General features: G+C 42.3%; 17 protein-coding genes. 7 read left to right on the top strand and 10 right to left on the bottom strand.

The genetic code is table 11. The features are described from left to right. Positions 1-28: 28 nt before the first annotated feature. The 3 genes from porW to BLU80_RS04710 form a co-directional block, all read right to left on the bottom strand. Positions 29-3,451 (bottom strand): type IX secretion system periplasmic lipoprotein PorW/SprE, encoded by a 3,423-nt coding sequence (gene porW / locus BLU80_RS04720; RefSeq protein ID WP_091394195.1) that lies wholly within the window; start codon positions 3,449-3,451, stop codon positions 29-31. 179 nt (positions 3,452-3,630) lie between these two features. Then, positions 3,631-5,241 carry a L,D-transpeptidase family protein gene (locus BLU80_RS04715; protein ID WP_091394192.1) on the bottom strand — a complete coding sequence of 537 codons (1,611 nt, stop codon included), beginning with the start codon at positions 5,239-5,241 and terminating at the stop codon, positions 3,631-3,633. A gap of 114 nt (positions 5,242-5,355) precedes the next feature. After that, the gene (locus BLU80_RS04710) at positions 5,356-6,087 is read right to left on the bottom strand and encodes an RsmE family RNA methyltransferase (protein ID WP_091394306.1); all 732 of its coding nucleotides are present in this window, start codon (positions 6,085-6,087) and stop codon (positions 5,356-5,358) included. A 279-nt stretch (positions 6,088-6,366) separates the two neighbouring features. Here BLU80_RS04710 and lon point away from each other — a divergent pair, with 279 nt between their 5' ends. The 4 genes from lon to BLU80_RS04690 all read left to right on the top strand — a co-directional run bounded on the left by lon (position 6,367) and on the right by BLU80_RS04690 (position 14,344). Further along, positions 6,367-8,772: an endopeptidase La gene (gene lon, locus BLU80_RS04705; RefSeq protein ID WP_091394189.1), complete on the top strand. Its 2,406-nt coding sequence runs from the start codon at positions 6,367-6,369 to the stop codon at positions 8,770-8,772. A 213-nt stretch (positions 8,773-8,985) separates the two neighbouring features. Continuing rightward, complete coding sequence (locus BLU80_RS04700) at positions 8,986-10,308, top strand: prolipoprotein diacylglyceryl transferase (protein ID WP_091394186.1); 1,323 nt, start codon at positions 8,986-8,988, stop codon at positions 10,306-10,308. Further along, on the top strand, positions 10,305-11,303 hold the full coding sequence (locus tag BLU80_RS04695; RefSeq protein WP_091394184.1) for a glycosyltransferase family 9 protein: 999 nt from the start codon (positions 10,305-10,307) through the stop codon (positions 11,301-11,303). The genes BLU80_RS04700 and BLU80_RS04695 overlap by 4 nt, the downstream gene beginning before the upstream one ends. 218 nt (positions 11,304-11,521) lie before the next feature. Next, on the top strand, positions 11,522-14,344 hold the full coding sequence (locus BLU80_RS04690) for a glycoside hydrolase family 2 protein (protein WP_091394181.1): 2,823 nt from the start codon (positions 11,522-11,524) through the stop codon (positions 14,342-14,344). A gap of 85 nt (positions 14,345-14,429) precedes the next feature. Here BLU80_RS04690 and BLU80_RS04685 read toward each other — a convergent pair whose 3' ends face one another. Both BLU80_RS04685 and BLU80_RS04680 read right to left on the bottom strand, forming a co-directional pair. Further along, positions 14,430-15,050: a hypothetical protein gene (locus BLU80_RS04685; RefSeq protein WP_091394178.1), complete on the bottom strand. Its 621-nt coding sequence runs from the start codon at positions 15,048-15,050 to the stop codon at positions 14,430-14,432. Positions 15,051-15,169: 119 nt separating this feature from the next. Next, positions 15,170-15,595, bottom strand: coding sequence for an NUDIX hydrolase (locus tag BLU80_RS04680; RefSeq protein ID WP_091394175.1), 426 nt, complete (start codon positions 15,593-15,595; stop codon positions 15,170-15,172). A 109-nt stretch (positions 15,596-15,704) separates the two neighbouring features. Between BLU80_RS04680 and pyrE the strand changes: the two genes are divergently transcribed. After that, a complete protein-coding gene (gene pyrE / locus BLU80_RS04675; protein ID WP_091394171.1) occupies positions 15,705-16,340 on the top strand; it encodes an orotate phosphoribosyltransferase in 636 nt (211 codons plus the stop codon). 193 nt (positions 16,341-16,533) lie between these two features. After that, positions 16,534-17,493 carry a signal recognition particle-docking protein FtsY gene (gene ftsY / locus BLU80_RS04670; protein ID WP_091394168.1) on the top strand — a complete coding sequence of 320 codons (960 nt, stop codon included), beginning with the start codon at positions 16,534-16,536 and terminating at the stop codon, positions 17,491-17,493. Between the two features lie 182 nt (positions 17,494-17,675). On the opposite strand, the gene BLU80_RS04665 is transcribed toward ftsY, so the two are convergent. Together BLU80_RS04665 and BLU80_RS04660 are read right to left on the bottom strand one after the other, a co-directional pair. Further along, the gene (locus tag BLU80_RS04665) at positions 17,676-18,086 is read right to left on the bottom strand and encodes a helix-turn-helix domain-containing protein (protein ID WP_091394165.1); all 411 of its coding nucleotides are present in this window, start codon (positions 18,084-18,086) and stop codon (positions 17,676-17,678) included. A gap of 18 nt (positions 18,087-18,104) precedes the next feature. Then, positions 18,105-18,293 (bottom strand): type II toxin-antitoxin system HicA family toxin, encoded by a 189-nt coding sequence (locus BLU80_RS04660; protein WP_091394163.1) that lies wholly within the window; start codon positions 18,291-18,293, stop codon positions 18,105-18,107. An 812-nt stretch (positions 18,294-19,105) separates the two neighbouring features. Here BLU80_RS04660 and BLU80_RS04655 point away from each other — a divergent pair. Further along, positions 19,106-21,517, top strand: coding sequence for a family 78 glycoside hydrolase catalytic domain (locus tag BLU80_RS04655; RefSeq protein ID WP_170831138.1), 2,412 nt, complete (start codon positions 19,106-19,108; stop codon positions 21,515-21,517). Positions 21,518-21,611: 94 nt separating this feature from the next. Here BLU80_RS04655 and BLU80_RS04650 read toward each other — a convergent pair whose 3' ends face one another. From BLU80_RS04650 to arsB, 3 genes are all read right to left on the bottom strand, one after another. Beyond that, a complete protein-coding gene (locus tag BLU80_RS04650) occupies positions 21,612-21,959 on the bottom strand; it encodes a MarR family winged helix-turn-helix transcriptional regulator (RefSeq protein ID WP_091394155.1) in 348 nt (115 codons plus the stop codon). Positions 21,960-22,062: 103 nt separating this feature from the next. Then, positions 22,063-22,488: an EVE domain-containing protein gene (locus BLU80_RS04645; protein WP_091394152.1), complete on the bottom strand. Its 426-nt coding sequence runs from the start codon at positions 22,486-22,488 to the stop codon at positions 22,063-22,065. Between the two features lie 638 nt (positions 22,489-23,126). Further along, a complete protein-coding gene (gene arsB / locus BLU80_RS04640; RefSeq protein ID WP_139188086.1) occupies positions 23,127-24,221 on the bottom strand; it encodes an ACR3 family arsenite efflux transporter in 1,095 nt (364 codons plus the stop codon). Positions 24,222-24,229 lie beyond the last annotated feature (8 nt).

Below are 24,229 nucleotides of genomic sequence, written 5' to 3'. Positions count from 1 at the left end.
GACTTCCTGATAGATAGCCATAAAATTACTATTTTGCCTCAAATTGCCTGTAGGCCGCCTGGTAATTTCTTAGATCCTCTGGCGATTTTAACTTATTGGTATTCTGCGGACTTATAATGATATACTCATATTTGTCAGGTGTGAGCCAGGATAGGAAGGTGGAAGCGGCAACTTCCTGAATCTGTTTAAGATAACTTTGAGCGGACGCATAATCTTTAAAAGGTCCGATTTGTACCATATCTGTCTGTTCAATCGTCTGTAAATGGTCTACCGGCCATTTTTCATGTTCAAAAGCCAATAGGTTATAACGATTAAAGGCATTGGTGGCCTCGCTGGCAAATACAGGGGCTACTTTGTGCAGAATAACCGTAACATACTGGGGGGCCGCCGGATTAAAAGTAAATCCGCCGATGGTCTGTTCACCTTTGGCCGCCGGAGCCGTCTCGGTCTTGGACGCTGCCGGAAGAATTTCCTGTGGCGCCGGCTTCTCAGCTACAAGGGAGGTATCGGTATTGTCCGGATGTGTGGGTGGCAGGTTGTTTACCTGGACACTACTGTCTTTTACCGGCGGCTGTTCAACAGGAGGTATGCCCTGGTTGATGGCCACTTTGGTGCTATCGGGACCTGCGGGCTTATTGGTGGCCAATGCCGGGATGCTGGTAGCGGCCACCTGAAGGCTATCTCCCTTGGCTACTTTTAGGCTATCCGGCGCTTTTATGCCAATCAGGCCATGCTGATTGCTGACTGCGCCTGCCAGCTGCTCAGCCTTCTGAGCCGTGCTGTCCGTCAGATTCAGTATTTTTTGATTTCTTAAAAGGCCGATCCGGCGTTCTCTTTGGTCAGCCAGCTGCGCTGCCGCTGCTTCCAGTCTGGCAAGACGGCTGTTTTGAAGCTGCCCTGCAGGGGTGATGACCAGTTGTCGTAGATAAGCCTCAATCTCACCACGCCTTTTTAGGATGTTCAGCAGATGCTGGGCCTGGGGCTTTATCGGGGAGCTGGAAAAATGCTGGATCAGATAACCGAGTTTTTGGGTAGCCAGGCTGTCTTTTTGACGATCGATATCATAAATGGCTTCTATATATAACAGCTGAGGGGTCCAGTAAAAACGGCCGTACTTTTTATCGGCTATTTGCTTCAGGGAATCTGCCTTGGCAAAAGCTCCTGCTACAAACAACTGATAAACCTCGTTATAGGCGTAAGTCGCCTGATTTTGCAGGCTGGTTTCTTTTACCGGACTTAAGAGGCTGTCCTGCGCCTTGATTTTTTGAAGCCAGGAACTTCTGGGGTAACCGGCAGCCAGCTGTCCTAAAGTTTTATCCGCCTGCTCTTTTTTGCCTAAAAGTAGCCAGCAGATATATTTATTGTATAACAGCAGGTCGGTGGAATCCCAGGCCGGAAACCGCCGGTTGAGTGAATCATACACGTATAGGGCTCCGGTGAAGTTTTCCATCGTATTTTGCAGGGTCTGTCCTGCCATGAATAACGCAGTGGCGATTTTCTGATTGCTTAAACGAAGCGCTTCAGCGGTTAGCGGCAGGTCTTTTAATAAGTCTTCTGCCTGGATATTGCTGCTGTCCAGCTTTAAGCTGCCATCAGGGTTCAGGCCTGATAATAAATCCGATGAAGTGCCTGATTTACCCGGCGCCCTGGCCGTCCCGTTAATGGCGCTGAGCCTTTGCCAGTTATCCACATTCGGCCGGTTTCCAAATTTTTGTTTAAAAAGCTGATAACCGCTGTTTTTAAGACTCAGGTTGTTAAAATACCAAATGGCGGCACTTCCCTGGCTTTGGGGAAATAAAGTGGTAGGGGTGGTGGACGGAGGCTTTCTGATGGCCGGATTTATCTGATTGCCTTCTGCCTCGCTTTGTTTGCGGGCAATGGTTTTACGGATATCCCTGGCTTTTTCTTTTAGAATCTGCATCCGGTCATTTTGGGGAAGGCCGGCCAGTTTTTGTAAGCTGTCCTGAAAATACACGGAATCCAGCTGTTGGGCGACCTGATTTAACGGGCCCATTCGCTCCTGTAGGTCCTGACGCTCCCGGCTGGTGGTAAGGTCCCCGGAGCTGACACTATCATAAAATCCGGAGGCTTCAAAAAACCGGTTATCCTGGTAAGCTAAATTGGCCAGGGCAAAATAGGTTCTGCTTTTTTGCCAATCATTGGGTGGTGTTATTTTTTTACCGGCCGCAAGACTGGATAATAATAAAGTCTCCGCCTCCTGCGTATGATTTTGGGCTATCTGAATGGCACCCTCAGCGTAATAGATGACATCTTTGTAGCGATGGAATTTTTCTTTCCGGGAAAGCTTTTCCAAGAGGGCCGTATGACTTTGCCGGGCATCGGGCATTAGTGCAACCGGCTGCCGCTGAGGCTGCATGGAGGCTTCCGCAAGCGCACTGTAGATGCTGAGTAAGGGGTCAAGGGCACTGTTTTTGGCCTTGGCAAACCACCGGGCGGCCTCAACGCTGTCCCTGCCCAGGGCATATAACTGCCCGGTTAGGTAATACATCCTCGGACGAACGGATCTTTTATACCCGTCAAAATCTGTTTTTACCAGGTAGCTGGCGGCACTGTCATATGCCTTTAAACGGTAAAACAAAAAGCCATGGGTCTCTGCTACCAGCGGTACCAGTCTTTTAGGCAGCAGGCTGTCTTTTTCTACATATCCGAGTAGTACGCCGGCCTGGACATAATCACCTGACTGAATATAGTTTTTTACCTGCCAGATAAGGCCGTCATTTCTTCTCTCTTTGCGGGCATAACTGTTTTTACTGATTCCCTTATGCTCTGGGTTCAGGATGGTGAACTGATCTTTTACCTTGCTGATATTACTGCCGATAGGCAGGTCATAGCCATCGTCCTTGGGGGCAAATGCGTAGTTCAGATACTGAAAAACCTCATGAGCGGTATCATATTTTTGCTGATAGTAATAGGCTTTTCCCAGCAAAAAATACAGTTCATCGACGTACTGATTGCGCAGATCATGAAGCAGGATGCCAGCAGTGGCGTGTTGTATGACGGAATCTAAAAACGGGTTGGTGGCCAGTCGTTTACTGTCATAGGGATAATAGGAGAGGAGTTGGTTATAATCTTCGGAATAGGCAGTGATAGCCTGGTCCATGATTGCTTTCAGGCGTTCATTGGCATTATACAGATAATTGAACCGGGTAAAGGTGTTTTGCATCAGCTGCTGAAACTTGCCTAATGGACCGTAACCGGTTTTCTCGGAGCGTAATAGTTTCTTGGCAAATTCTGCAGGTTTGATGCTGGTCAGATTGATGGTGGTCCCGGGTTGCGCATACAAATCCCGGACGCTGCATAGCAATAACAGCGTCAGTAATGCACACTTAAATAGGCCCGCCAGGCATTTTCTTTTTTGGGACATCCAGTGACCGGTATTATTGCTGCTTTTAGCAGCAGTGCCTACCCAGGCTTTTGCCAGTAACCCCATATTAGCATTAAAACGCCTGGATGCTTTAATTATTATTGAATCAGAGATTTGTTTGTTTAAAGAGCTGGCGGCGGCTATCGCCACCGCATAACAGAAAAGTGATGAAAAAAAGCCGGGAAATGCTACCGAAGATATCCATAGCGCTTCCAGGCTTTTGTGATGATATATAATGCTTTTCCTTACTGAAAAAGTTTCTCTGCTATTTTGGCGTCATGACCGTAGATATCTTTACGGAAATTAACCTGGCCATCTTTATCCACCCAGGTGGTAAAATATACCAGATAAACCGGTACTGTCTGATCAAGTGTTACCCATTTTTCCTTAGGGTTGTTATTCATTAAAGAGTCTATTACCTTGACCGGGTAATGGGTGGTGTCATTTCTTAAGAGCCATTCAGCCATTTTCTCCGGTTGAGACAACCGGACACAACCATGACTGAGTCCGCGGTTTCTGGAGGTGAATAGATCGTGATTGGGGGTGTCATGCAAATAGATATTATAACTGTTGGGGAACAGGAACTTGACTCTGCCCAGGGCATTGTCAGGGCCGGGCAGCTGTCTGACCAGTGGATACTTACCATCCTTACCATAGATTTCCATATTATGGTTTCTGATATAGTTGGGATTGTTTTTCATGCCGGGCAGAATCTCATTTTTAACGATGCTTGTCGGAACGTTCCAGTAAGGCGCAAAAACGATGTATTTGATATTACCCGAGAATATGGTCGTGCCATGCGCCGCGGAGCCTACAATAACCCGCATATTGAAGACTTCCTTACCGCCTTCATAGGCATGCAGTTTATAATCCGGGATATTGACCCAGACATATTCCTCGGGCAGTTCACTGGGAATCCAGCGTACCCTTTCCAGGTTGATGGTAATGGTTCTTATCAGTGTGTCCAGCGGAATATTCAGGGCATTCATAAAATTAGGCCCTACAACGCCGTCACTGGATAAGCCGTATCTTGCCTGAAAGGATTTGACGGCCTGCTCAGTTGTTTCATCATATCTGTCATCGGAGGGCGCCTCTGCCAGATCACCCAGATAATGGAGGCGTTCTTTAATGGCCTGGATGGAACCACCTGAATCCCCTAAGACAAGTTTGGGACGTTCCAGGACAATGGAGTCCCAGGGATGATCTTCGTTTTTAAGGTCTATATATTTTTGAAGCGCTGCTCTAAGCATTTTAAACTGTGGATTGAGCAGCTTTTCTTCATCCGGCGCCTGTTTACCGTTGATGGTAGAATCCAGCAAGGCGGAGAAATCTATTTTTTTTCTGGGGATATACCAGCCTAACTGGGTGGCATCAATGCCGCCCTGCCCTTTGAAGACTTGTTCCGCATGGCGGAAAAATTCACCGGTCATCACAAGCTCTGAACGGATCAGCTCCTCGTGGGTCAGGCCGGGAGGCAAGCTGTCCGAAAACCGGTCTAATATGGCGGCTATTTTCTTTTGTCCTTCCGTGCTGTCCTGCTTACGCATGGACTTGGCATCGGCACTTAGTAAATTGATGAAATTATGGGCCTGCTCCACCAGTCCGCTCGTATCAAACCAGGCAAATTCAAAATTCCTGTGCCGGTAAAAATTAATAAACATATCCGCATAAGGACGATAAACGGAATCCTTGTCTATGAACTGCCGTATGGCACCACTGTCTAAGAACAGGTTGTTGTAAGAGGTCTGCGGGGTGATGGTCTGATCTATTTTTACCTTTCTGTTTTTACGCTGGCCGCAACTGGCCAGGATTAAGGTAAGAATAGCGGTAATAAAAAGTAATTTTCTAAAATTCATTAATTGTCAGGTGTTTAAAGTTGTTGGCTTTTATAATCGGTTTTTTGCGAAGGGATTATTCATTGATCGCGAAATATTGTTTGTTGTCTATAGATGCTGTTTGATGTCATTAAATTATTTAGCGCCGCCCATTTTTAATAAAACGCCGGCCACCAGACCCGCCGTTTCTGTCCTGAGCCGTGTCTCTCCCAAAGTTACTGGTTCAAATTGATTTTCCGCGGCTAATGCCTGATCAATTTCCGCAGCGGAAAAATCTCCTTCCGGACCAATGAGGATAATATGAGACTGGTGGTCTGATGCCTGGTTTATGGACTGCTTCGGACCGTTTTCCAGACAGTGGGCTATCCATCTATGGGTAAAACCTTTACTTTCGGCTATCACGGCACCGAATTTTAAAAGACCTTTCAGTTCGGGCAAAAATACTTGTCTGCTTTGCAGCATGGCGGCAATCAGGATCTGTTCCAGCCGGTCCTGCTTGATGGCCGTCCGTTCTGTTCTTTCTGTACTCATTAAAATAATCCGGGAAATACCGATTTCCGTCAGCTTCTCCAGTAGCCATTCTATACGTCCTATATTTTTGGTAGGGGCTATGGCGATGGTAATATTTGAGGCGGGCGGAGCGAAGGCCTCGGTATCAGTAATCGCTACCTGGCTATGCTTTTTATGGGCCATCGTCAGTCGGGCTGTGGCCAGCAGGCCATGGCCATTGGTTAACTGCAGCTGTTCCCCCTCAGTCATCCTTAGTACCTGGACACAGTGCTTACTGGTGGCCTCGCTTAACGTAAAGGCGCCTTTTTGCTGCGTGAGCAGGGATTCGAAAAAATAAGGTAATTGTTCTGTACTCAAAATAATCGGGTTATTTGTCAGCAAATTTAGCAATACTCCTTTAAAACCTATGCAAAAAAGTCATTAAATAGCTGTTACTTCGGTCAAATTGTGCCAATTTAACGGCTAAAACAAGGGTTATGCCCTCTGGCACCTAAATTGACTAGTTAAAGCCGCGGAATTTTAGCTTTTAAAGATGACATATTGACCTCATGAGCAGAACGAAAAATAGGAGGGCTGGTCACCAGGTGCAGCGCACCGCTACTTATTGCGTATTTACTTTAGTAACCTACAATTATTATGAATCAAAAGATTAGCGATTTATTTTTACAAAATATGGATGAAAGTGATTTTTTGCCTTTACTGCCCATGAATGAAATGGGGGATGATAAGGAGGTGTTGGATATTCCAGATGAAATCATCCTGCTGCCCTTACGCAATACGGTCTTATTTCCGGGTGTGGTTATTCCTATTACCGTTGGGAGGGATAAAAGCATTCAGGCGGTGACTGAAGCTTATAAAGGGGGTAAACTCATTGGAGTGCTTGCTCAAAAGGACGATCAGGTGGAAGAACCCACCGCTGAGGATTTGTGCAATGTGGGTACCGTGGCTAAAATTGTGAAACTTATCCGCATGCCGGATGGAGGAACCACCATTATCATCCAGGGTAAAAGAAGATTTAATTTAAAGAAAATTACCCAGTCCGAGCCTTATTTTAAGGCGCTGATTGAACTCAGTTCGGTCCAGAAAGCGCCGGAGGCAGAAGATTTTCTGGCCCATATTGACAGTATTAAAGACCTGGCTGCCCAGATCATTCAGCTGTCACCCAATATGCCTACAGAGGCATCCATCATTTTACGCAATATTGAAAGCCCTGAATTTTTAATCAATTTTGTGGGCGGTAATATGAATGTGGATGTAAAAGATAAGCAACAACTACTGGAAATTAATTCAGTTGAAGAGAGGAGCTTACTGCTGATCAATCTATTGCAAAAGCAACTGCAATTTGTGGAGCTTAAAAATAAAGTCACCAATAATGCCCGCACTGAGATTGATAAACAGCAAAGGGAATATTTTTTACAGCAACAGCTCAAAAGCATTAAAGACGAGTTAGGCGCAGATAATGACATGGAGCTGAACGCCATGAAAAAGCGGGCTGAGACCAAAAACTGGCCTGAAGCCGCTAAGGATTTATTTAATGCCAATATCAGCAAGCTGGAGCGCATGCATTCCAGCACGCCTGATTATTCTGTTTTATACAACCATACTGACTTTTTACTGAATCTGCCCTGGCAGGATTATAGCCAGGATAATTATGATCTGAATTTTGCAGAACAGGTGCTCAATCAGGATCATTATGGCGTTAAAAAGATCAAAGAGCGTATTTTGGAATATCTGGCGGTTTTAAAACTCAAAGGGGATATGAAGAGCCCTATTTTGTGTTTTGTGGGCCCTCCGGGTATTGGTAAGACATCGCTGGGTAAAAGTATTGCGAGTGCCATAGGCAGAAAGTATATCCGGCTTAGCCTTGGAGGTCTCCACGATGAAAGTGAAATCAGGGGACACCGTAAAACATATATAGGCGCCATGCCGGGCAGAATCCTGCAGAACATTAAAAAGGCAAAGACGTCCAATCCGGTCATTATATTGGATGAGATCGATAAAGTAGGCGCTGATCACAGAGGAGATCCCTCCTCTGCGCTTTTGGAAGTTCTTGATCCTGAGCAGAATGCAACCTTTTATGATAATTATTTAGAGTTGGAATATGATTTAAGTAAAGTACTCTTTATTGCCACGGCCAATGATCTGGCCAGTATTCAGCCGGCCTTAAGAGACCGTCTGGAAATTATCAACCTGAACGGTTATGCCATTGAGGAAAAACTGGAGATCGCCAAAAAATACCTGGTTCCTAAACAAAAGCAGGCACATGGTCTGGAGAAAACCAAATTTAAAATCGCTCCTAAGGTAATCGAGAAAATCATAGAAAAATATACCAGAGAAAGCGGGGTTCGTGAACTGGACCGCCAGCTGGCCAGTGTCATGCGTTATATGGCAAAACTGGTGGCTTTGGAGCAGGAGGTGCCCGGCTCCATTACAGAAGAACTTGTGGAGCAGATATTGGGTAAAAGCAGGTACTCTAATGAACTCTACCGGATTGCCGGCATCAGCGGCGTCGCCGTTGGCCTGGCCTGGACGAGCGTTGGCGGTGATATTTTATTTATTGAAGCCTTGCCCAGCGAAGGCAAGGGGGAACTGCGCCTTACCGGTAACCTGGGAGATGTTATGAAAGAAAGCGCGATGACCGCACTGACCTATGTAAAGGCGCATGCCAAGGAATTAGGAATTGATCCGAAAGATTTTCAGGAAAAGAACATTCATATCCATGTTCCCGAAGGAGCGGTGCCAAAGGACGGCCCCAGCGCAGGAATCACTATGTTATCAGCTATCACTTCAGCTTTTACAGGAAGAAAAGTAAAGTCTTACCTGGGCATGACCGGAGAGATTACCCTGCGTGGGCAGGTGCTGCCGGTAGGAGGTATTAAGGAAAAGGTCCTGGCTGCTAAACGCGCCGGATTAAAAGAGCTGATCTTATGTTTTGAGAATGAAAAAGATGTACAGGAGATTGATCCAGCCTTTATTAAAGGTGTGAAATTTCACTATGTACGGACCATGAAGGAAGTTTTAGAGCTGGCGTTAACAAAATAAACTATAATAATTTTGTTTGTATTCGCTTAAATGGTTACTTTTGGTAGCCTAATTTAGACATATATAATACTATATTATATCTATATATAAACGCTTTCATGTTGGTTGTTTTAAGGGTTATAATTCCTACATTTCTATGTAGGAATTTTTTTCAAAGGCCATTTATAGATATTTTTCCTTATTATTGCGAACCAGACATTAAAAAACTGAGCAATGTACCCTAATTTATATTATTTATTTTGGGATTTATTTGGCATAAAAATATCGATATTAAAAGTCGTTAACTCATTTGGGTTCTTTGTCGCGATTTCTTTTCTGGTGTCGGCCTGGCTGATCTCAAGGGAATTTAAAAGAAGACAGGCTTTAGGATATTTTACCTATACGGAAAAGAAAATCACCATCGGACAACCGGCCAGTTCAGGGGAACTGCTGGCTAATTTTTTATTGGGGTTTGTATTTGGCTATAAGATCCTGGGCATCTTTTTTACCAAGGGGGCCATGGCAAATCCGCAGGCCTTTATTTTTTCCGGAGCAGGCAGCTGGCTGGCCGGTATCTTACTTGGGGGATTGTTTTTATTTTTAAAATGGAAGGATAAGAATAAATCTAAACTGGATAAACCTGAACAGCGTACGGTGCGTATCTGGCCGAGCGACCGGGTAGGAGATATCGTGATTATTTCTGCCATCGCAGGCTTTGTAGGGGCTAAGATTTTTGATAATCTGGAAAACTGGGACCGGTTTATCCAGGACCCGATCGGTAATCTGTTTTCTCCCAGCGGGCTGACCTTTTACGGCGGATTGATTGTGGCCATTATCGCCTTATGGATCTACTTTAAGAAAAACAATATGCGTTTTATTAATGTAGCCGATAGCGTGGCTCCCATTCTGATGTTGTCTTATGGACTGGGCAGGATTGGTTGCCAGGTTGCCGGAGACGGAGACTGGGGGATTATCAATAGCGCTTATCTGTCCAATCCGGACGGCTCTTTAAGGCTCGCCACGCCCCAGCAGTTTCAGCAGGCAGCCGTTTTATTTAAAAATCATACGGAGCAATATGGGATTGTCGGAGAAATTCAGCATGCGGCCTTTAAGGGAGCCAGCTGGCTGCCTGACTGGTTATTTGCTTTTTCCTATCCGCATAATGTAAATAGCCAGGGTATTGCGCTGGCTAATTGTGACTGGGGACAGTACTGCAATTATCTTCCTTTGCCCGTTTATCCGACACCGCTATATGAAATCGTCATGTCGCTTATTTTATTCGGAATTCTGTGGAGCCTGAGAAAGAAAATCACTTATCCGGGTAAACTGTTTGGTCTGTATCTGATTGTAAATGGTGTCGAGCGTTTTTTAATTGAACAGATACGGGTAAACACAAAATATGATATTATTTTCCACCCATCCCAGGCAGAAATCATTTCCTTTCTGCTGGTGATTATCGGAATTATTCTGGTTACGATGGCCCCTAAAATATTTAAGCCACTCACTATTATTAAACCTACCGCTTCTTCGTCTTCAAAATCATCTGATAACCGATGAAATTTTTGGTCATCCGCTTTTCCTCTATCGGAGATATCGTTCTGGCTACACCTGCCATCCGGTGCCTGAAAAAAAGATATCCGGATGCGGAGTTGCATTTTCTGACCAAAAAGAAAATGAAGGCAGTTACGGAGGCTAATCCCTATATTGATAAGTTCCATTATTTTGACAAGGACTTTAAGGGTATGGCCACTGCTTTAAAAGCCGAGCAGTTTGACTATGTCATTGATCTGCATAAAAACCTAAGAACGCTGAGGCTCAGGTTCTGGATCCGGGCTAAATGGTATAGTTACCGCAAGCTTTCTTTACAGAAATTCCTGCTGACAAAATTTCACTGGGATGTGATGGCTAAGGAGCATATCACCACCCGCAGCTTAAACACGCTTTTGCCGCTGGATGTTTCCGATGACGGATTAGGGCTGGACTATTTTATCCCCGATAGAGAAAAAGTAGATCTGCGGACGCTGCCGGAATTTCTGCATCAAGGCTATGGCGCCGTTGTTATAGGGGCTTCTTATTATACCAAGAAACTGCCCCCGGAAAAACTTACCGAATTAATCGACCGGTTGAATTATCCGGTCATGCTGATGGGCGGCCCCGAGGATACACTCATCGGAGACCAGATCATCAGCAATACTAAAAATAAAAAAGCCTGGAATAGTTGCGGAAAGTTTTCCCTGAACGGTTCCGCTGACCTTGTTCGTCAGGCGGACTGGGTGATTTCTCATGATACAGGACTGCAATATATTGCCTGTGCCTTCCAAAAAAGGGTAATGGCAATCTGGGGCGGTACATCTCCTAAACTGGCCGTAGAACCTTACTATGGCGCTAAAGCGTCTGCTACAGCTAGGAGCTACCGTAATTATATTGTGCCGAACCTCCCTTGTCAGCCTTGTTCCAACTTTGGATTAAAGGCTTGTCCTAAAAAGCATTTTAATTGTATGCGTTTGCAGAATATCGAGGCCATTGTGCGGGATGCGCTGCAGGGATTTTAAGTTTTGGTTTGTTGGAGGGTAGTATGTGCATAAAAAAGTATAACTAAGGAAAATGCTCTTAAAGCTTTAATATCTTTGATTTCTTCTTATTTTTCGTTCGTAAAGTATCTTTTTTTGATAAATTAGTATTTATGTTCAGGCAATTTATGACTTAGTTTTGTGCTGGTCTTGTAATCATATATTTCTCTATAGCTTTTATATACCTTTTATTGTAAAAAATGATGAATCATCCAAAGAATTATTTTAAATCCATATTGGTAGCATTTGCTTTACTGGGAGCGGGTAATGCGGTGGTGAATGCACAAGGAGTAAGTACGACTCAGTTAAAGCAGTTTAAACTGATGAGCTCCACTCAGATCCACGCTGGAGGCAAGCAGATTTCTGACCCGGCCTTTAAAGGAGATCAGGCATGGTTTGATGCGGCGGTGCCTTCTACCGTGCTGACGGCCCTGGTTGCAAACAAGGTATATCCGGATCCGCATATCGGCATGAATAATATGCTGATCCCGGATGCCAATGATAGTTTTAGTACGGCCTATGGACTGGATAAGTATTCTTATCTGCCTCATGTTAAGAATCCATGGAAAGATCCTTATTGGTACAGGACTACTTTTAATGTAGCAGACGCAGACCCTTCCAAAAGATTTGAACTGATATTTGACGGAATCAATTACCGGGCGGAAGTCTGGTTAAACGGCCACCAGGTAGCGGACTCTTCCAAAATGGTGGGGATGTTTGCTAAATATCAATTTGATGTAACTCCTTTTATAAAGGCGAATCAAAGTAATGCGCTGGCCGTTAAGATCTATCCGTTGGACTATCCGGGAACGCCGGATACGGAACAGTTGCAGGCGCTGGGTAGTTTTTATCTGAACGGTGGTCCTACCGGAGATATTGGTAAAAACGTGACCATGCTGTGTTCTGTAGGTTGGGACTGGATGCCGCCTACCCGGGATCGTAATATGGGTATCTGGCAACCGGTCTATTTAAGAGAAACAGGTGTGGTCTCTATTGGCAATACACAGTTAATTACTGAGCTGCCTAAACTGCCAGACACCAGCGAAGCCTCCCTGAAATTGAATCTGGCCTTACACAATAGCAGTAGTGAAGCCGTTAAGGGAAAGCTTCAGGTCAGTATCCACCCTGAGAATTTTAAAGGTAACAGCAGTGACCGGATCTCATTTTCCCAGGACGTGACAGTAGGAGCCAAGGGGCAGGGGAGTGTCAGTCTGGATGCCAATAAAATTAAGGACCTCTTGGTGAAAAATCCAAAACTTTGGTGGCCGGTTGGTTATGGAGATCCGAACCTGTACCGTATCCAGCTGAAATTTACCAGTCAGGAAAAAACACTGGATGATACCAGTTTTGTTTTTGGGATCCGCACGGTAAAATCAGAAGCAGAATCCGTTGGCGGACATTATGACGGATTTTACAGAAGAAATTTTTATGTAAACGGCAAAAGAATTCACCTGGTGGGTGGTGCCTGGGTCCCAGATATGATGCTGGACAGGGACGCTAAACGTTTTTATACGGAACTATCTTTATGTAAAAATGCCAACCTGAACCTGATTCGTATCTGGGGTGGGGGCATTACACCTCCTGAACCCTTCTGGGACGCGGCAGACAGACTCGGACTTTTGGTCTGGAATGATTTCTGGGTGACCGGAGATACGCAAGGAGAATTTAAAGGCTCACCGGATTATCCATTCCAGGGTAATGTATTTTTGAAGAATGTGACCAGTTCTATCTTAAGCATACGCAACCACAGTAGCTTACTGGTCTGGACCGGCGGTAATGAAGGCCATGCCCGTAAAGAGCTTTATGATGGGATGCGTCAGGCGATTATAACGCTGGATGGCACAAGGCCTTATATTCCCAGTTCTTCCGGCTATGCTAAAATGCCTAAAGGCTGGCTGGGCTCCTGGCCTGATAATAAGCCTGCTGGTGTATATAGCGGCGGACCTTACGCATGGAAAGATCCCAAGGTCTATTACAGCCTGGCAGATACTGCCAAAGACTGGCTCTTTAAGGATGAAACAGGGATTCCTTCTCAGCCACCTTTAAATACTTTAAGAAAAGTGATTCCTGATATGGTCTGGGATACGACCCTGCCTTATCCGTTCAATAATACCTGGGGGTATCATGACGCCTGCACAGGTGCCGGGAAATATGATGAGTACTATCAGGATATGGTCAGCCGCTATGGACAGCCCCTGCAAATAGACAGCTTTTCCAATAAAATGCAGCTAATGAATGCAACGGGGTACCAGGGGATATTTGAGGCAGCCAATTCTAAGATCAGCGACAACGGTGGTGTGATGCTCTGGAAACTGAATGCCGCACTGCCTAGCGTAATCTGGCAGATCTATGACTGGTATTTACTGCCGAATGCGGGTTATTATTATATGAAAAAAGCCTGTGAGCCTGTTCATATTCAGTTTAATCAAAATGACTCAGCAGTGGCTGTCATTAATCGGAGCCGTTTTGATCAGGGTGGATTGACAGCAGAAGCGACCCTTTATGATATTACAGGTAAAGTAACCGGTAAACAGACGGCAAAAGTAAAACAGGCTCTTGCCGATCATGCCATCACGGCACTTAGCCTGAAAAAACTTTTACAAGGACAAAGCGAATTTAGATTTATCCTGTTGTCTTTAAAAGATCAGGCTGGCAAAGAGGTCTCTAGTAATGTTTATTGGACAGCTGCAGGAAATGATTACACAGCGCTTAACCAGATGACCGGTACCAAAATTTCGGCCTCTGTTGTTAACTCAGACCAACACCGTGGCTGGGAAAAAATGACCATTAAACTGGAAAACAAAGGCCAGCAGATTGCCTTTTTTAACAGGGGGCAGGTGCTGGTGGATGGCGAGGAAATCAATGCCGCCTTATGGTCTGACAATTATGTAACCCTGGCGCCTGGTGAGTCCAAAGAGTTAAGTGTGACTTTTGAAAGACTTCAAGGTGTCGGTCGTCTACAAGTGAAGTTCTCTGGTTGGAATACAAAGGAGGAGCTGATGGATTTTGCAACTGAATGGTAGGGATTTAAACAGTATATTATAATGTAAAAAATTATTTAATATATTAATTGTTCAGTTAGTTATTTGACTAAGCGCCGGCAGAAATTTAAAGGAACTTTTCAAAGACAGATAAGATTTGCTGCCTGCCTTTTTTGTTGACACTGCGAAACGGACGTTTGCGTGTCCATAAAGACCGGTTAGGGGTGGAGATTACAATAAGCGACTTTGGCTTTTTTGTGCTAGGGGGAGCGGTTTGGCGGCGTGTAATAATGCCTTCCAGCAAAAGTAACAGAAAGGCAAATAGCAGCGTGGATATAAAGAACAGCGAACCCCAGCTTAGCCATTGTAGTCCTGTGAAGGCGAGTATGTTATTAGGGGCGGAGCTTGTAGTGGCGCTGCTGTTGTCTGATGGAAGTAAGAAAACCGGACTTTGACAGGCGGGTGCTACTTTTACGTTGTTTAAATTGCTTAGTCTAAGCAGGCCGCCACTAAAATAAATATTAGTCGGACCTAGTCCAAGAGGTATTGCCTCGGTTTTTCCTGTCTGGTTGGAAGAGGAGCTGTAGTAGAGCAAGGCTAAACTGGCTAGTATACTCAGTAAACCTAGCCGGATAAAAAGTCCCGGTAGCAGGAGTCTCAGATAAGATAACCTACCAGGTTTATAGGAGGTAATTTGCTCCTGGATTATGCTTGGCGTGTTTGATTTTGAACTGGTTATATGATTCATGGGTTCAACTTTACGGTAGACATAGCCGGGTCGTAAGACCTTAGTACGCAAAGTAAAATCACCCCGCTGACAACCCTATGTCAGTTGAAATTTATGCACCTGAAAATATTATTGGCCTGCTATGGCTTTTTATAAAAGCCTGCTTTACTAACGATTTCTAAGATATTAGGGTAGGTGTCCTGCATGCAAAGGTCAATTTGGATCTGATCGGCCCAGATTAGCTGTTCAATGTCTTCTTCGGTCTGGGGAGTCAAGTGCTGGCCGTCTGCTGCCTTCATGGCAAACCAGTGTGTCTGTTTTTCTACATCCTGATGGGTCCATTGATCAAAATACTCATGTAAGGTAATCCCTAGCAGTTCTCCTAAGGTTACCTCACTGATACCTGTTTCTTCCTGAACTTCTCTTATGGCACAGTCTTCTACCGATTCTCCTGGGTCGACCTTGCCTTTAGGCAGATCCCAATAGCCTCTTCTATAGATTAATAGTAAATGACCTTGGCTGTCGGTAATCAGGCCACCTGCGGCCTCTATTCTGGGCTTAGACATATAAACGTATTTTGAATAGGATAATTTAATTGTATTTGAGGGACTAAATTTACCAATAATGACCTAACAAGGCAATAATATTTTACCTTCGTGAAAATTTTTTAGAGCTATGGCAAAGACCGACGAAAAAGTAATCGCCGAGAAATTATTACAGGCAGGAGCCGTAAAACTGAGTCCCGAACAACCCTTTACCTGGGCCAGTGGATGGAAAAGTCCAATTTATTGTGATAATCGTAAATTATTGTCATTTCCTTTTATCAGAGATTTTATTAAAAGCGAGCTATCCAATGTGGTCTTTGATGCGTATCCGGATGCAGACGCAATAGCCGGTGTGGCTACTGCGGGGATACCCTGGGGCGCCTTGGTGGCAGATCAGCTTAAATTACCTTTTGTCTATGTACGTTCCAAGCCTAAAGGTCATGGTATGGGCAACCAGATTGAAGGTAAATTAGAGCAAGGCTGGAAGGTGGTTATGATTGAAGATTTAATCTCTACCGGTTTAAGTAGCCTTGAAGCTGTAAATGTATTAAAAAATGAAAATGTTGATGTTATAAGTGTTGTCTCAATTTTTAATTATGGTTTTCAAAAGGCAGTGGATGCCTTTGCAGCCAATGAAACAAACTTCAAATCCCTTACCAATTATGGAGCATTGATTGAGCTTGCTAAAGGAAAGGGAATGATTCAGGCAGCGGATGAAGGCAAACTACTAGAATGGCGGGAAAAACCATCTGAATGGGGGAGATAGGCGGTCATTGATAATCTTCTATGAAATTATTGACTAAGTCTGTTTACTAATTAATTGTAATATATTGTTAGCTAGTATTATATTGAGTTTAATTGCAATTAATTTTATGAATGATATGGTTGGATATCAGGAGATTGTCAAAAAAGCTAAAAAAATAAGAGTAATTTTATAACTTACTATTAAATAATAATTTATGGGATTCTTTGGGAATTTATTTGGTAAGAAAGAAAAAGAGACACTGGATCAGGGATTAGAAAAAACCAAAGATAATTTTCTATCAAAAATTACAAAAGCAGTTGCCGGTAAAACTACGGTAGATGATGAGGTACTAGATAATCTGGAAGATGCTTTAATTACAGCTGATGTTGGTGTGGATACAACTCTGGAAATCGTTGATCGTGTACAGAAAAGGGTTGCTAAAGATAAATACGTAACTACCAGTGATTTAAATAGATTACTTCAAGAAGAAATTGAAGAGATTTTGCCTGATGTAACCGAAGCTAATTTTGGAACTTTTGATCTGGGTGCCGTTAAAAAGCCTTATGTATTATTAGTGGTTGGCGTAAATGGAGTTGGTAAAACAACGACCATTGGGAAACTGGCTGCCAGATATAAGGCGGCAGGCAATAAAGTTGTGCTCGGAGCAGCTGATACTTTCAGAGCTGCAGCGGTGGACCAACTGACTATCTGGAGCGAAAGAGTAGGTGTGCCTATTGTAAAGCAGCCAATGGGCAGTGATCCTGCTTCCGTAGCTTTTGATACAGTTCAGAGTGCGGTGGCAAAAAATGCTGATATTGCTATTATTGATACAGCAGGACGATTGCATAACAAGGTTCATCTAATGGATGAACTCAATAAAATTAAAAGAGTGATTGAAAAAGTAGTGCCTGATGGCCCCAGTGATGTACTGTTGGTACTAGATGGATCTACCGGTCAAAATGCTTTAGAACAAGCTAAACAATTTACTGAGGCAACAGATGTATCATCACTGGCTATCACTAAGTTAGATGGAACTGCAAAAGGCGGCGTTGTGCTGGCTATAGCCCACCAGTTAAATATTCCTGTGCGCTATATTGGTGTTGGAGAAAGGGTAGAGGATCTGATGATTTTTAATAAACATGAATTCGTCGATAGCCTATTTAGCTTAAAGTAGAGGGCTGGATTGTTTGAAAATGTATTACTTGTTTGACTTTATTAATGGTAGGCTAGACTGATGGCTAGTATATGCAGTTTAAACCGAGAGACGGGTAAAGTGCCTCCGATGCTTAGTTAGAGGTAGTAAAACTATAAAGAATTTTGATTATATACTTCAGCAGATTCCCGTATAAGATTTAATTAAATGAATGCAATCTGTTGAATATCCTCTGCAAACTTGTGTAATTTTTGCTCAATTTTCTCGACAGTTTTTTTGCTGGGCTTCCTGTATCCGGTTGCGTAGTGGCTCAGCTGGCCTTGATTAATGCCTGTTAATCTTTCTAAACCAGCCAAGGATAAGATATTACTGTAGTAGGACAAAAAGGAGGGCAGGTCGTAATAGTAATTAAATTCAGCTTCTACAAACTTTTTACCCAGTTCATTATAGAATGCTTTCATCTGTTGATAGGAAGCCTTGAAGTCTTCCAGCGCTTCTTTTGCAGATTTGCCCTCACCATGAATACCATAATTCAAGGTATTATCCTCTAAGTCAATATATACACCGTAGGTGCCGTCGCTCCCTCTTTCGATAAATGCTTTTACTGTTTTCATTATTATTAATTTAAAACTTTACTTCAAACCTGAATCTTTTAAAATGCTTTGAAGTGTACCTTTTTTAACCTCTTCGCTTTTATGATTGCTCATTTTAAAATATTTATCCGTTATGGGACTATACCATAATGGATGACCGTTCATCTTTTTACCTGTATCATTGCAACCGATTTTTTTTATTTTCTTTTCGAGTTCCGAATATTTCATCTGGCATTTGTTTTTGATAAGTTCGGCCAATAAAGATACGAATATTAATATCATATAAAAAAGGAAACTGAATAAAATCTAAATTTCATGATGCATTTATCATTACAGCTTAAACCAGGCAGTATTTGTCAATGATGGGAAAGTGGGCTCTCGAATTCCTATTATGATTTATTGGAAATTGTTTTTTTTAATATATTTTAAATAAATATTATATATTTACATTATTATCATCCGTTGAGTCTATTTTTTTTGAATGAAAATAATCGGGCTGCAGTTTGTCAGCCTTTAGACCGCCTAACCCTTCTTTTATCAATCTTCATGATAACAAATCTTCACTTCAACGAAGAGGACTTGTTGTCATGAAGATCATGTGCCAAGATTGTTTGAGAAATCGGATTGTCGAGTAAGGAAATAGTGGAAGTTGCTGAAAGGTCAATGGTCGTCAAATATTTTTGATGAAATAGAATAATTTGGTTATTATTAAATTGCTCTATCGTTTTGAATATTATTTAGTTATTATAGTTAGTTATAATTAATTGTCGAGCCTAGCTGGTTTAATAATGATAATTTTCATTGGCTGTCCGGTAAAAATTTATGAAATTGTATTCTTTAAGAAACTTCTTTATAGTCCTTAAGTAAAATTTTCACTGCGGGTTTTAATTCATTTTTTGATAAAATCATTTTGTCCTATGTTGAAGCCTCTAAGAAATATATACGGAGTAAATTGTTCTAAGTTTTCTAGATTTAGTAATATAGTATTTTGTAAATCATTTATTTATATAGTTTTATTTATATTTATTTCCCATCCTGTGATGTCTCAAAGGGAACGATCTGAGACTCTGATAGCTGTTAATCCAAAATTATTGCAGGGAACCTGGCCAGGTCATTGGATTCATATGAATGAGCAGCAGGCGGATCCAAGGGCCTATGGTGTATATCATTTTCGAAAGGCGGTTAACCTGGCTACATTGCCAAGTCATTATATTATACACGTATCTGCTGATAACCGCTACCGGCTTTATATTAATGGACATTGGATAGGGGACGGACCTGCTCGAGGTAATCTGACGCATTGGGCTTTTGGCAGTTATGATCTGGCTCCTTATCTGAAATTAGGTAAGAATGTCCTTGCGGCAGAGGTCTGGAATATGGGCACCTATGCACCTGTGGCACAAATTTCAAATGAAACGGGATTTTTAGTTCAGCAGGATAATATGGATCAGGGTAATCTGGACAATTTTAATACAGGTCCCAGTTGGAAAGTGATGCATGATACAGCCTACCACCCAACGGCGTTGAATACGGGAGAGGTACTACATAGTTATTTCGTATCCGGGCCAGGGGACAGGGTAGAGGGAGCTCTGTATCCTTGGGGTTGGGAAGCAATAGATTACAATGATAGCGATTGGTTATCGGCTACTAATATCGCAGCGCCGGTTGCACCTGCAGGCTATGGTACGGATAATAGGTGGACGCTTGTACCGAGATCTATTCCTCAGATGCAGCATCAGATGGAACCGGTTGGGAAGATTCGGCGGGTTGAATCTGAAAACGAGATTGCCGAAAAAACGCTCAAAGATTTAGAGCAGTCTTTTATGTCAGATTTTAACGCGGGAAAAGCCCTCAAGATACCTGCTCATCAAAAATTAAATATTTTAATAGATCAAGGTTATGAAACGGTTGGATATCCCGAGCTGACTGTTAGTGGTGGCAAAGGTGCTATAATTAAATTAACTTACACGGAAGCGCTTTTGGATAGTACCAATCAAAAAGGGAACCGGGATTCGATTGAAGGTAAAACCGTTAAAGGTCTTTTTGATGAATATTTGCCGGATGGAGGCGAAAAGAGAGTTTTCCGTCCGCTTTGGATCAGGACCTTTCGGTATGTTTTATTAAGTATTGAGACGTCAGAGATGCCTGTGTCTATTGAGTCATTTAAAAATACTTTTGCAGCTTATCCCTTGAAAAGGTCAGCAAAATTTAATAGTTCAGACAGTTCACTCACTAAAATTTGGGATGTCGGCTGGCGTACTGCAAGACTTTGTGCAGGAGAAACCTATTTTGATTGTCCTTATTATGAACAATTACAATATGAAGCGGATACCAGAATCCAGGCTTTAATTACATTATATAATAGCCGGGATGACCGTTTGGTTAGAAAAGCAATTAATGATTTTTATTTATCACTGACACCCGAAGGACTAACCGAGGGACGGTATCCCAGCAACCGTTTTCAAGTTATACCACCGTTTTCGCTATGGTGGGTGACGATGCTACATGATTACTGGATGTTGCGACCAGACCAAAACTTTGTCAAAAACTATCTGGCGGGAGCTAGCCAGGTACTGAGCTGGTTTGAAAACCGCATTGATTCGTCAACAGGAATGTTGGGCCCTTTAAACTGGTGGAATTTTGTGGACTGGAATCCTGCCTTTAAAAATGGGGTGCCTGCTGGAGTTAGCGAAGGCAATAGTTCGGTGATTACTTTGCAATACGCCCTAACCTTACAACAGGCAGCTAATCTCTTTGCAGGATTTAATCAATATAAAAAAAGTGAACATTATGCAGCCTTGGCAAACAAGCTGGCGCAGGCTACTTACAAATCTTGCTTTGATGAGCAGCGCGGTGAAATGGCAGATACGAGAGATAAAAATCAGTTTAGCCAACATGCTAGTATCCTGGGAGTTTTAACAAATGCAATACCCGTTGAAAAGCAGAAGGAAGTTATGGAGCAGATATTGAAAGATACTACGCTGAGCCAAGCAACTTTTTATTACCGTTTTTATCTGACAAGAGCGATGGTTAAGGCTGGTCTTGGTGATAAATATTATGAATCGCTCACTCCATGGCTGGATATGTTGAAAATAGGATTAACGACGTTTGCGGAGAAACCGGAGCCTACGAGATCAGATTGTCACGGTTGGTCAACTAGTCCGGCTTATGACTTTTTAGCTACTATCCTTGGAATTACACCATCAGCGCCGGGGTTTAGTAAGGTAAGGATTGAGCCGCATTTAGGAGATCTTAGGTCTGCGAACGGAGCCATGGATGTGCCAGCAGGTCAGATTACAGTGGGACTTGAGAGGAGAGAGGCCGTGGCCGGAAATGGTTCCTCAGGTCTGAATGCCAAAATAACCTTGCCTGACGGACTTACGGGTGAATTTATCTGGGCTGGGAAATCATATGCATTAAAACCAGGAAGTCAGACCTTGACCATCAGATAATCTTTGAAGATTTTATGCAAGTCATTTTAAATATTCTTCCTACAACAGTAAATAGTCGAAAAGGTAGTGAATTGAAATGATATTCAACAAGTTTTTATTCATGGTTCAATAATTTTACTAGAGATTTATTGAATGTAGGTAATCCAGATTTTAGTTTACTAAAGAACTCTTTATCAAAGTTTTCTACTATAACGATGGCTTTTTTGACAAGTTCCTGTCCCTTTTTTGTAAGTAAGACGGTTTTGGCCCTAGTGTCAGTAGGGTGCTCAATACGCGTAATGAGTTTTTTAGTATTAAGTTTCCTTAGAACTGCTGAAACGGTCATTGTGTCAATTTTTGAATGTTTTGATAACGCTATTTGAGTAACGTCCTGCAATTGCAAACTTAGCCAGTGGGCACTGGCTAACACAACAAACTGCGCATGTGTCAGATCATAAGGCATCAAAACTTTTTTGACCGATCGCTGCCAAACAGTGGTAAGCTGCTAAATTAAAAATCCTGTCGAATCTTCAGCTTTTTCTACGCTAAATCCTTGTGCTTTCGATTTACGAGTCATGTAATAACATTTTAGAAGAAATGAGTTGATAATCATGTTCTGAGATTTCAAAGAAACCAAATCGGAATGGATAGCCCCACCGTTGCTTATTTTCTATGAATTGCAAATCTGGAATTAAATCAATAATTGAAACTTCCTGACATTCTAAGAATTCAATCTTACGGCGGAATGGGCAGAAATCTGGGGTCATTTGAAAAGGATACACCTCATTGTCTGAAACCCTTCCGATGGCCGTAAATTTCTGATACTTAATAGTATCGGACATATTGACTTTAGAGGAATAGACGATAATATAATCGCCCATTTTCATCTTTTGTAAAGGTGCTTTCTTTCCGTGGCATACTTGTATAAATCCACCTTGAATACCTCTTGAAGTATGCTCTTTCGATATTGCTGCCATCCAGTATCTGATCATAATTTTGAGGCATTAATTAGTATAAATATTTATTATTAGATAAGCATATAATAATATTAATTATAATCAAAATATATTTTATTTAATAATTTATTATAAATTAAATTATTATAAAGATACTATTAATAAGTGAACTTACTAAAATTTTAATTGCTTTAAGGTTTTTAAAATATCTATATATGATGAAATAATATTGCTCAAAAATTAAAAAAAAATAAATTTAACGCATAATTCAACTCACTGACTGAGCGTTACATGGCTTTTAAGTTTGTTTTGTTTTGCCATTGTTTTTAATATTTAAAAAATCCGAGCTTCTTCATCTTAGGGGTTAGTTTGTTAATCACAAGACGCTGGGGAAAGTTGCCTGATTTGATGGATTGTAATGGTGAATCGTTTCTTAGTGTCAGATATGAACCTAATTACGGATCTTAGTTTGAGAATGCATTTTATTGGATATGTATAAGGCGGGTAACATTCAGTAGTTGTTACTTAGCCATATGTGTGTATTTTTATTGCCTGTAGAATCTATCGAATATTAAATTAAAGTATTGATATATAATTATATATGGCGGAATCATTTTTCATAAATTTGTCCCATAATTTATATTATGTTAAGCGGGATGTAGTGTTTTATGTGTTCATTTCTTGCGTTGTTTTTGAATATTGAGGGCCGCTGTAGTGTAATATTTTCGACGAAGCCAAAAAGCTATATTTACCAAAGCTATCAGAGCAGGAACTTCTACCAACGGGCCAATGACACCGGCAAATGCTTCCCCGGAATTAATACCGAATACGCCGATGGCTACAGCAATAGCAAGCTCGAAATTATTTCCGGCTGCCGTAAAAGAAACAGCAGCATTTTGTGAATAATCAGCGCCCAATTTTTTGCCGATAAAAAAACTTACCAGAAACATAATTGCAAAATAAATGACCAATGGCAGTGCAATTCGTAGTACATCAGAAGGTATTTGTACAATCATTTGCCCTTTCAGACTAAACATGACAACTATGGTAAATAGCAGCGCTATCAGGGTGACGGGCGAAATAAATGGAACAAATTTGTTTTGATACCACTGCTCTCCTTTTAATTTCAGTAGTATATAGCGGCTTATGATACCTGCAGCAAAAGGTATTCCCAGATAAATAGCTACGCTTTCCGCAATCTGACCGATAGTAATATTTACATCTAATCCCTTGAAACCAAATAAAGGAGGTAGTACCGTAATAAATAGGTAAGCATATATACTATAGAGTAATACCTGGAAAATGCTGTTCAGAGCGACCAAACCGGCTGCATATTCCCGGTTCCCTTCCGCCAGCTCATTCCATACGATGACCATTGCAATGCATCGCGCAAGCCCTATTAATATCAGGCCGGTCATATATTCCGGGTAATCATGGAGAAACAGCAACGCCAAAACGAACATTAAGGCCGGCCCGATGACCCAATTTAGTAGCAAGGAGACTGTCAGCACCTTCGTATTGCGAAATACCTTCCCTATTTGCTCGTAGCGTACTTTCGCTAATGGCGGGTACATCATCAGGATAAGACCTATAGCCAATGGTATATTAGTCGTTCCTGAAGAAAAGGAATTAATAAATGCCGAAGAAGACGGCAGAAAATAACCGATGGATACTCCCACTGCCATTGCCAGGAAAATCCAGAGTGTTAAATACCGGTCGAGAAAGCCAAGCCTTTTTCTTTTATGAATTGGGGCACATTTTGTAGACATAATATAAA

The organism is Arachidicoccus rhizosphaerae (assembly GCF_900107765.1).
Taxonomy (GTDB): Bacteria; Bacteroidota; Bacteroidia; order Chitinophagales; family Chitinophagaceae; genus Arachidicoccus; species Arachidicoccus rhizosphaerae.
Note: the sequence above shows the minus strand (reverse complement) of the source record. Positions and strands in the feature narration are given on the sequence as shown.

What these genes read in the sequence shown, in the direction of transcription:
- lon (WP_091394189.1), top strand. Translation starts at nt 6,367, where the DNA reads ATGAATCAAAAGATTAGCGATTTATTTTTACAAAATATGGATGAAAGT.
- arsB (WP_139188086.1), bottom strand. Translation starts at nt 24,221, where the DNA reads ATGTCTACAAAATGTGCCCCAATTCATAAAAGAAAAAGGCTTGGCTTT.
- BLU80_RS04660 (WP_091394163.1), bottom strand. Translation starts at nt 18,293, where the DNA reads ATGAAATATTCGGAACTCGAAAAGAAAATAAAAAAAATCGGTTGCAAT.
- ftsY (WP_091394168.1), top strand. Translation starts at nt 16,534, where the DNA reads ATGGGATTCTTTGGGAATTTATTTGGTAAGAAAGAAAAAGAGACACTG.
- BLU80_RS04680 (WP_091394175.1), bottom strand. Translation starts at nt 15,595, where the DNA reads ATGTCTAAGCCCAGAATAGAGGCCGCAGGTGGCCTGATTACCGACAGC.
- porW (WP_091394195.1), bottom strand. Translation starts at nt 3,451, where the DNA reads ATGGGGTTACTGGCAAAAGCCTGGGTAGGCACTGCTGCTAAAAGCAGC.
- BLU80_RS04695 (WP_091394184.1), top strand. Translation starts at nt 10,305, where the DNA reads ATGAAATTTTTGGTCATCCGCTTTTCCTCTATCGGAGATATCGTTCTG.
- BLU80_RS04650 (WP_091394155.1), bottom strand. Translation starts at nt 21,959, where the DNA reads ATGCCTTATGATCTGACACATGCGCAGTTTGTTGTGTTAGCCAGTGCC.
- BLU80_RS04645 (WP_091394152.1), bottom strand. Translation starts at nt 22,488, where the DNA reads ATGATCAGATACTGGATGGCAGCAATATCGAAAGAGCATACTTCAAGA.
- BLU80_RS04685 (WP_091394178.1), bottom strand. Translation starts at nt 15,050, where the DNA reads ATGAATCATATAACCAGTTCAAAATCAAACACGCCAAGCATAATCCAG.
- BLU80_RS04715 (WP_091394192.1), bottom strand. Translation starts at nt 5,241, where the DNA reads ATGAATTTTAGAAAATTACTTTTTATTACCGCTATTCTTACCTTAATC.
- BLU80_RS04690 (WP_091394181.1), top strand. Translation starts at nt 11,522, where the DNA reads ATGATGAATCATCCAAAGAATTATTTTAAATCCATATTGGTAGCATTT.
- BLU80_RS04665 (WP_091394165.1), bottom strand. Translation starts at nt 18,086, where the DNA reads ATGAAAACAGTAAAAGCATTTATCGAAAGAGGGAGCGACGGCACCTAC.
- BLU80_RS04700 (WP_091394186.1), top strand. Translation starts at nt 8,986, where the DNA reads ATGTACCCTAATTTATATTATTTATTTTGGGATTTATTTGGCATAAAA.
- BLU80_RS04655 (WP_170831138.1), top strand. Translation starts at nt 19,106, where the DNA reads ATGTCTCAAAGGGAACGATCTGAGACTCTGATAGCTGTTAATCCAAAA.
- pyrE (WP_091394171.1), top strand. Translation starts at nt 15,705, where the DNA reads ATGGCAAAGACCGACGAAAAAGTAATCGCCGAGAAATTATTACAGGCA.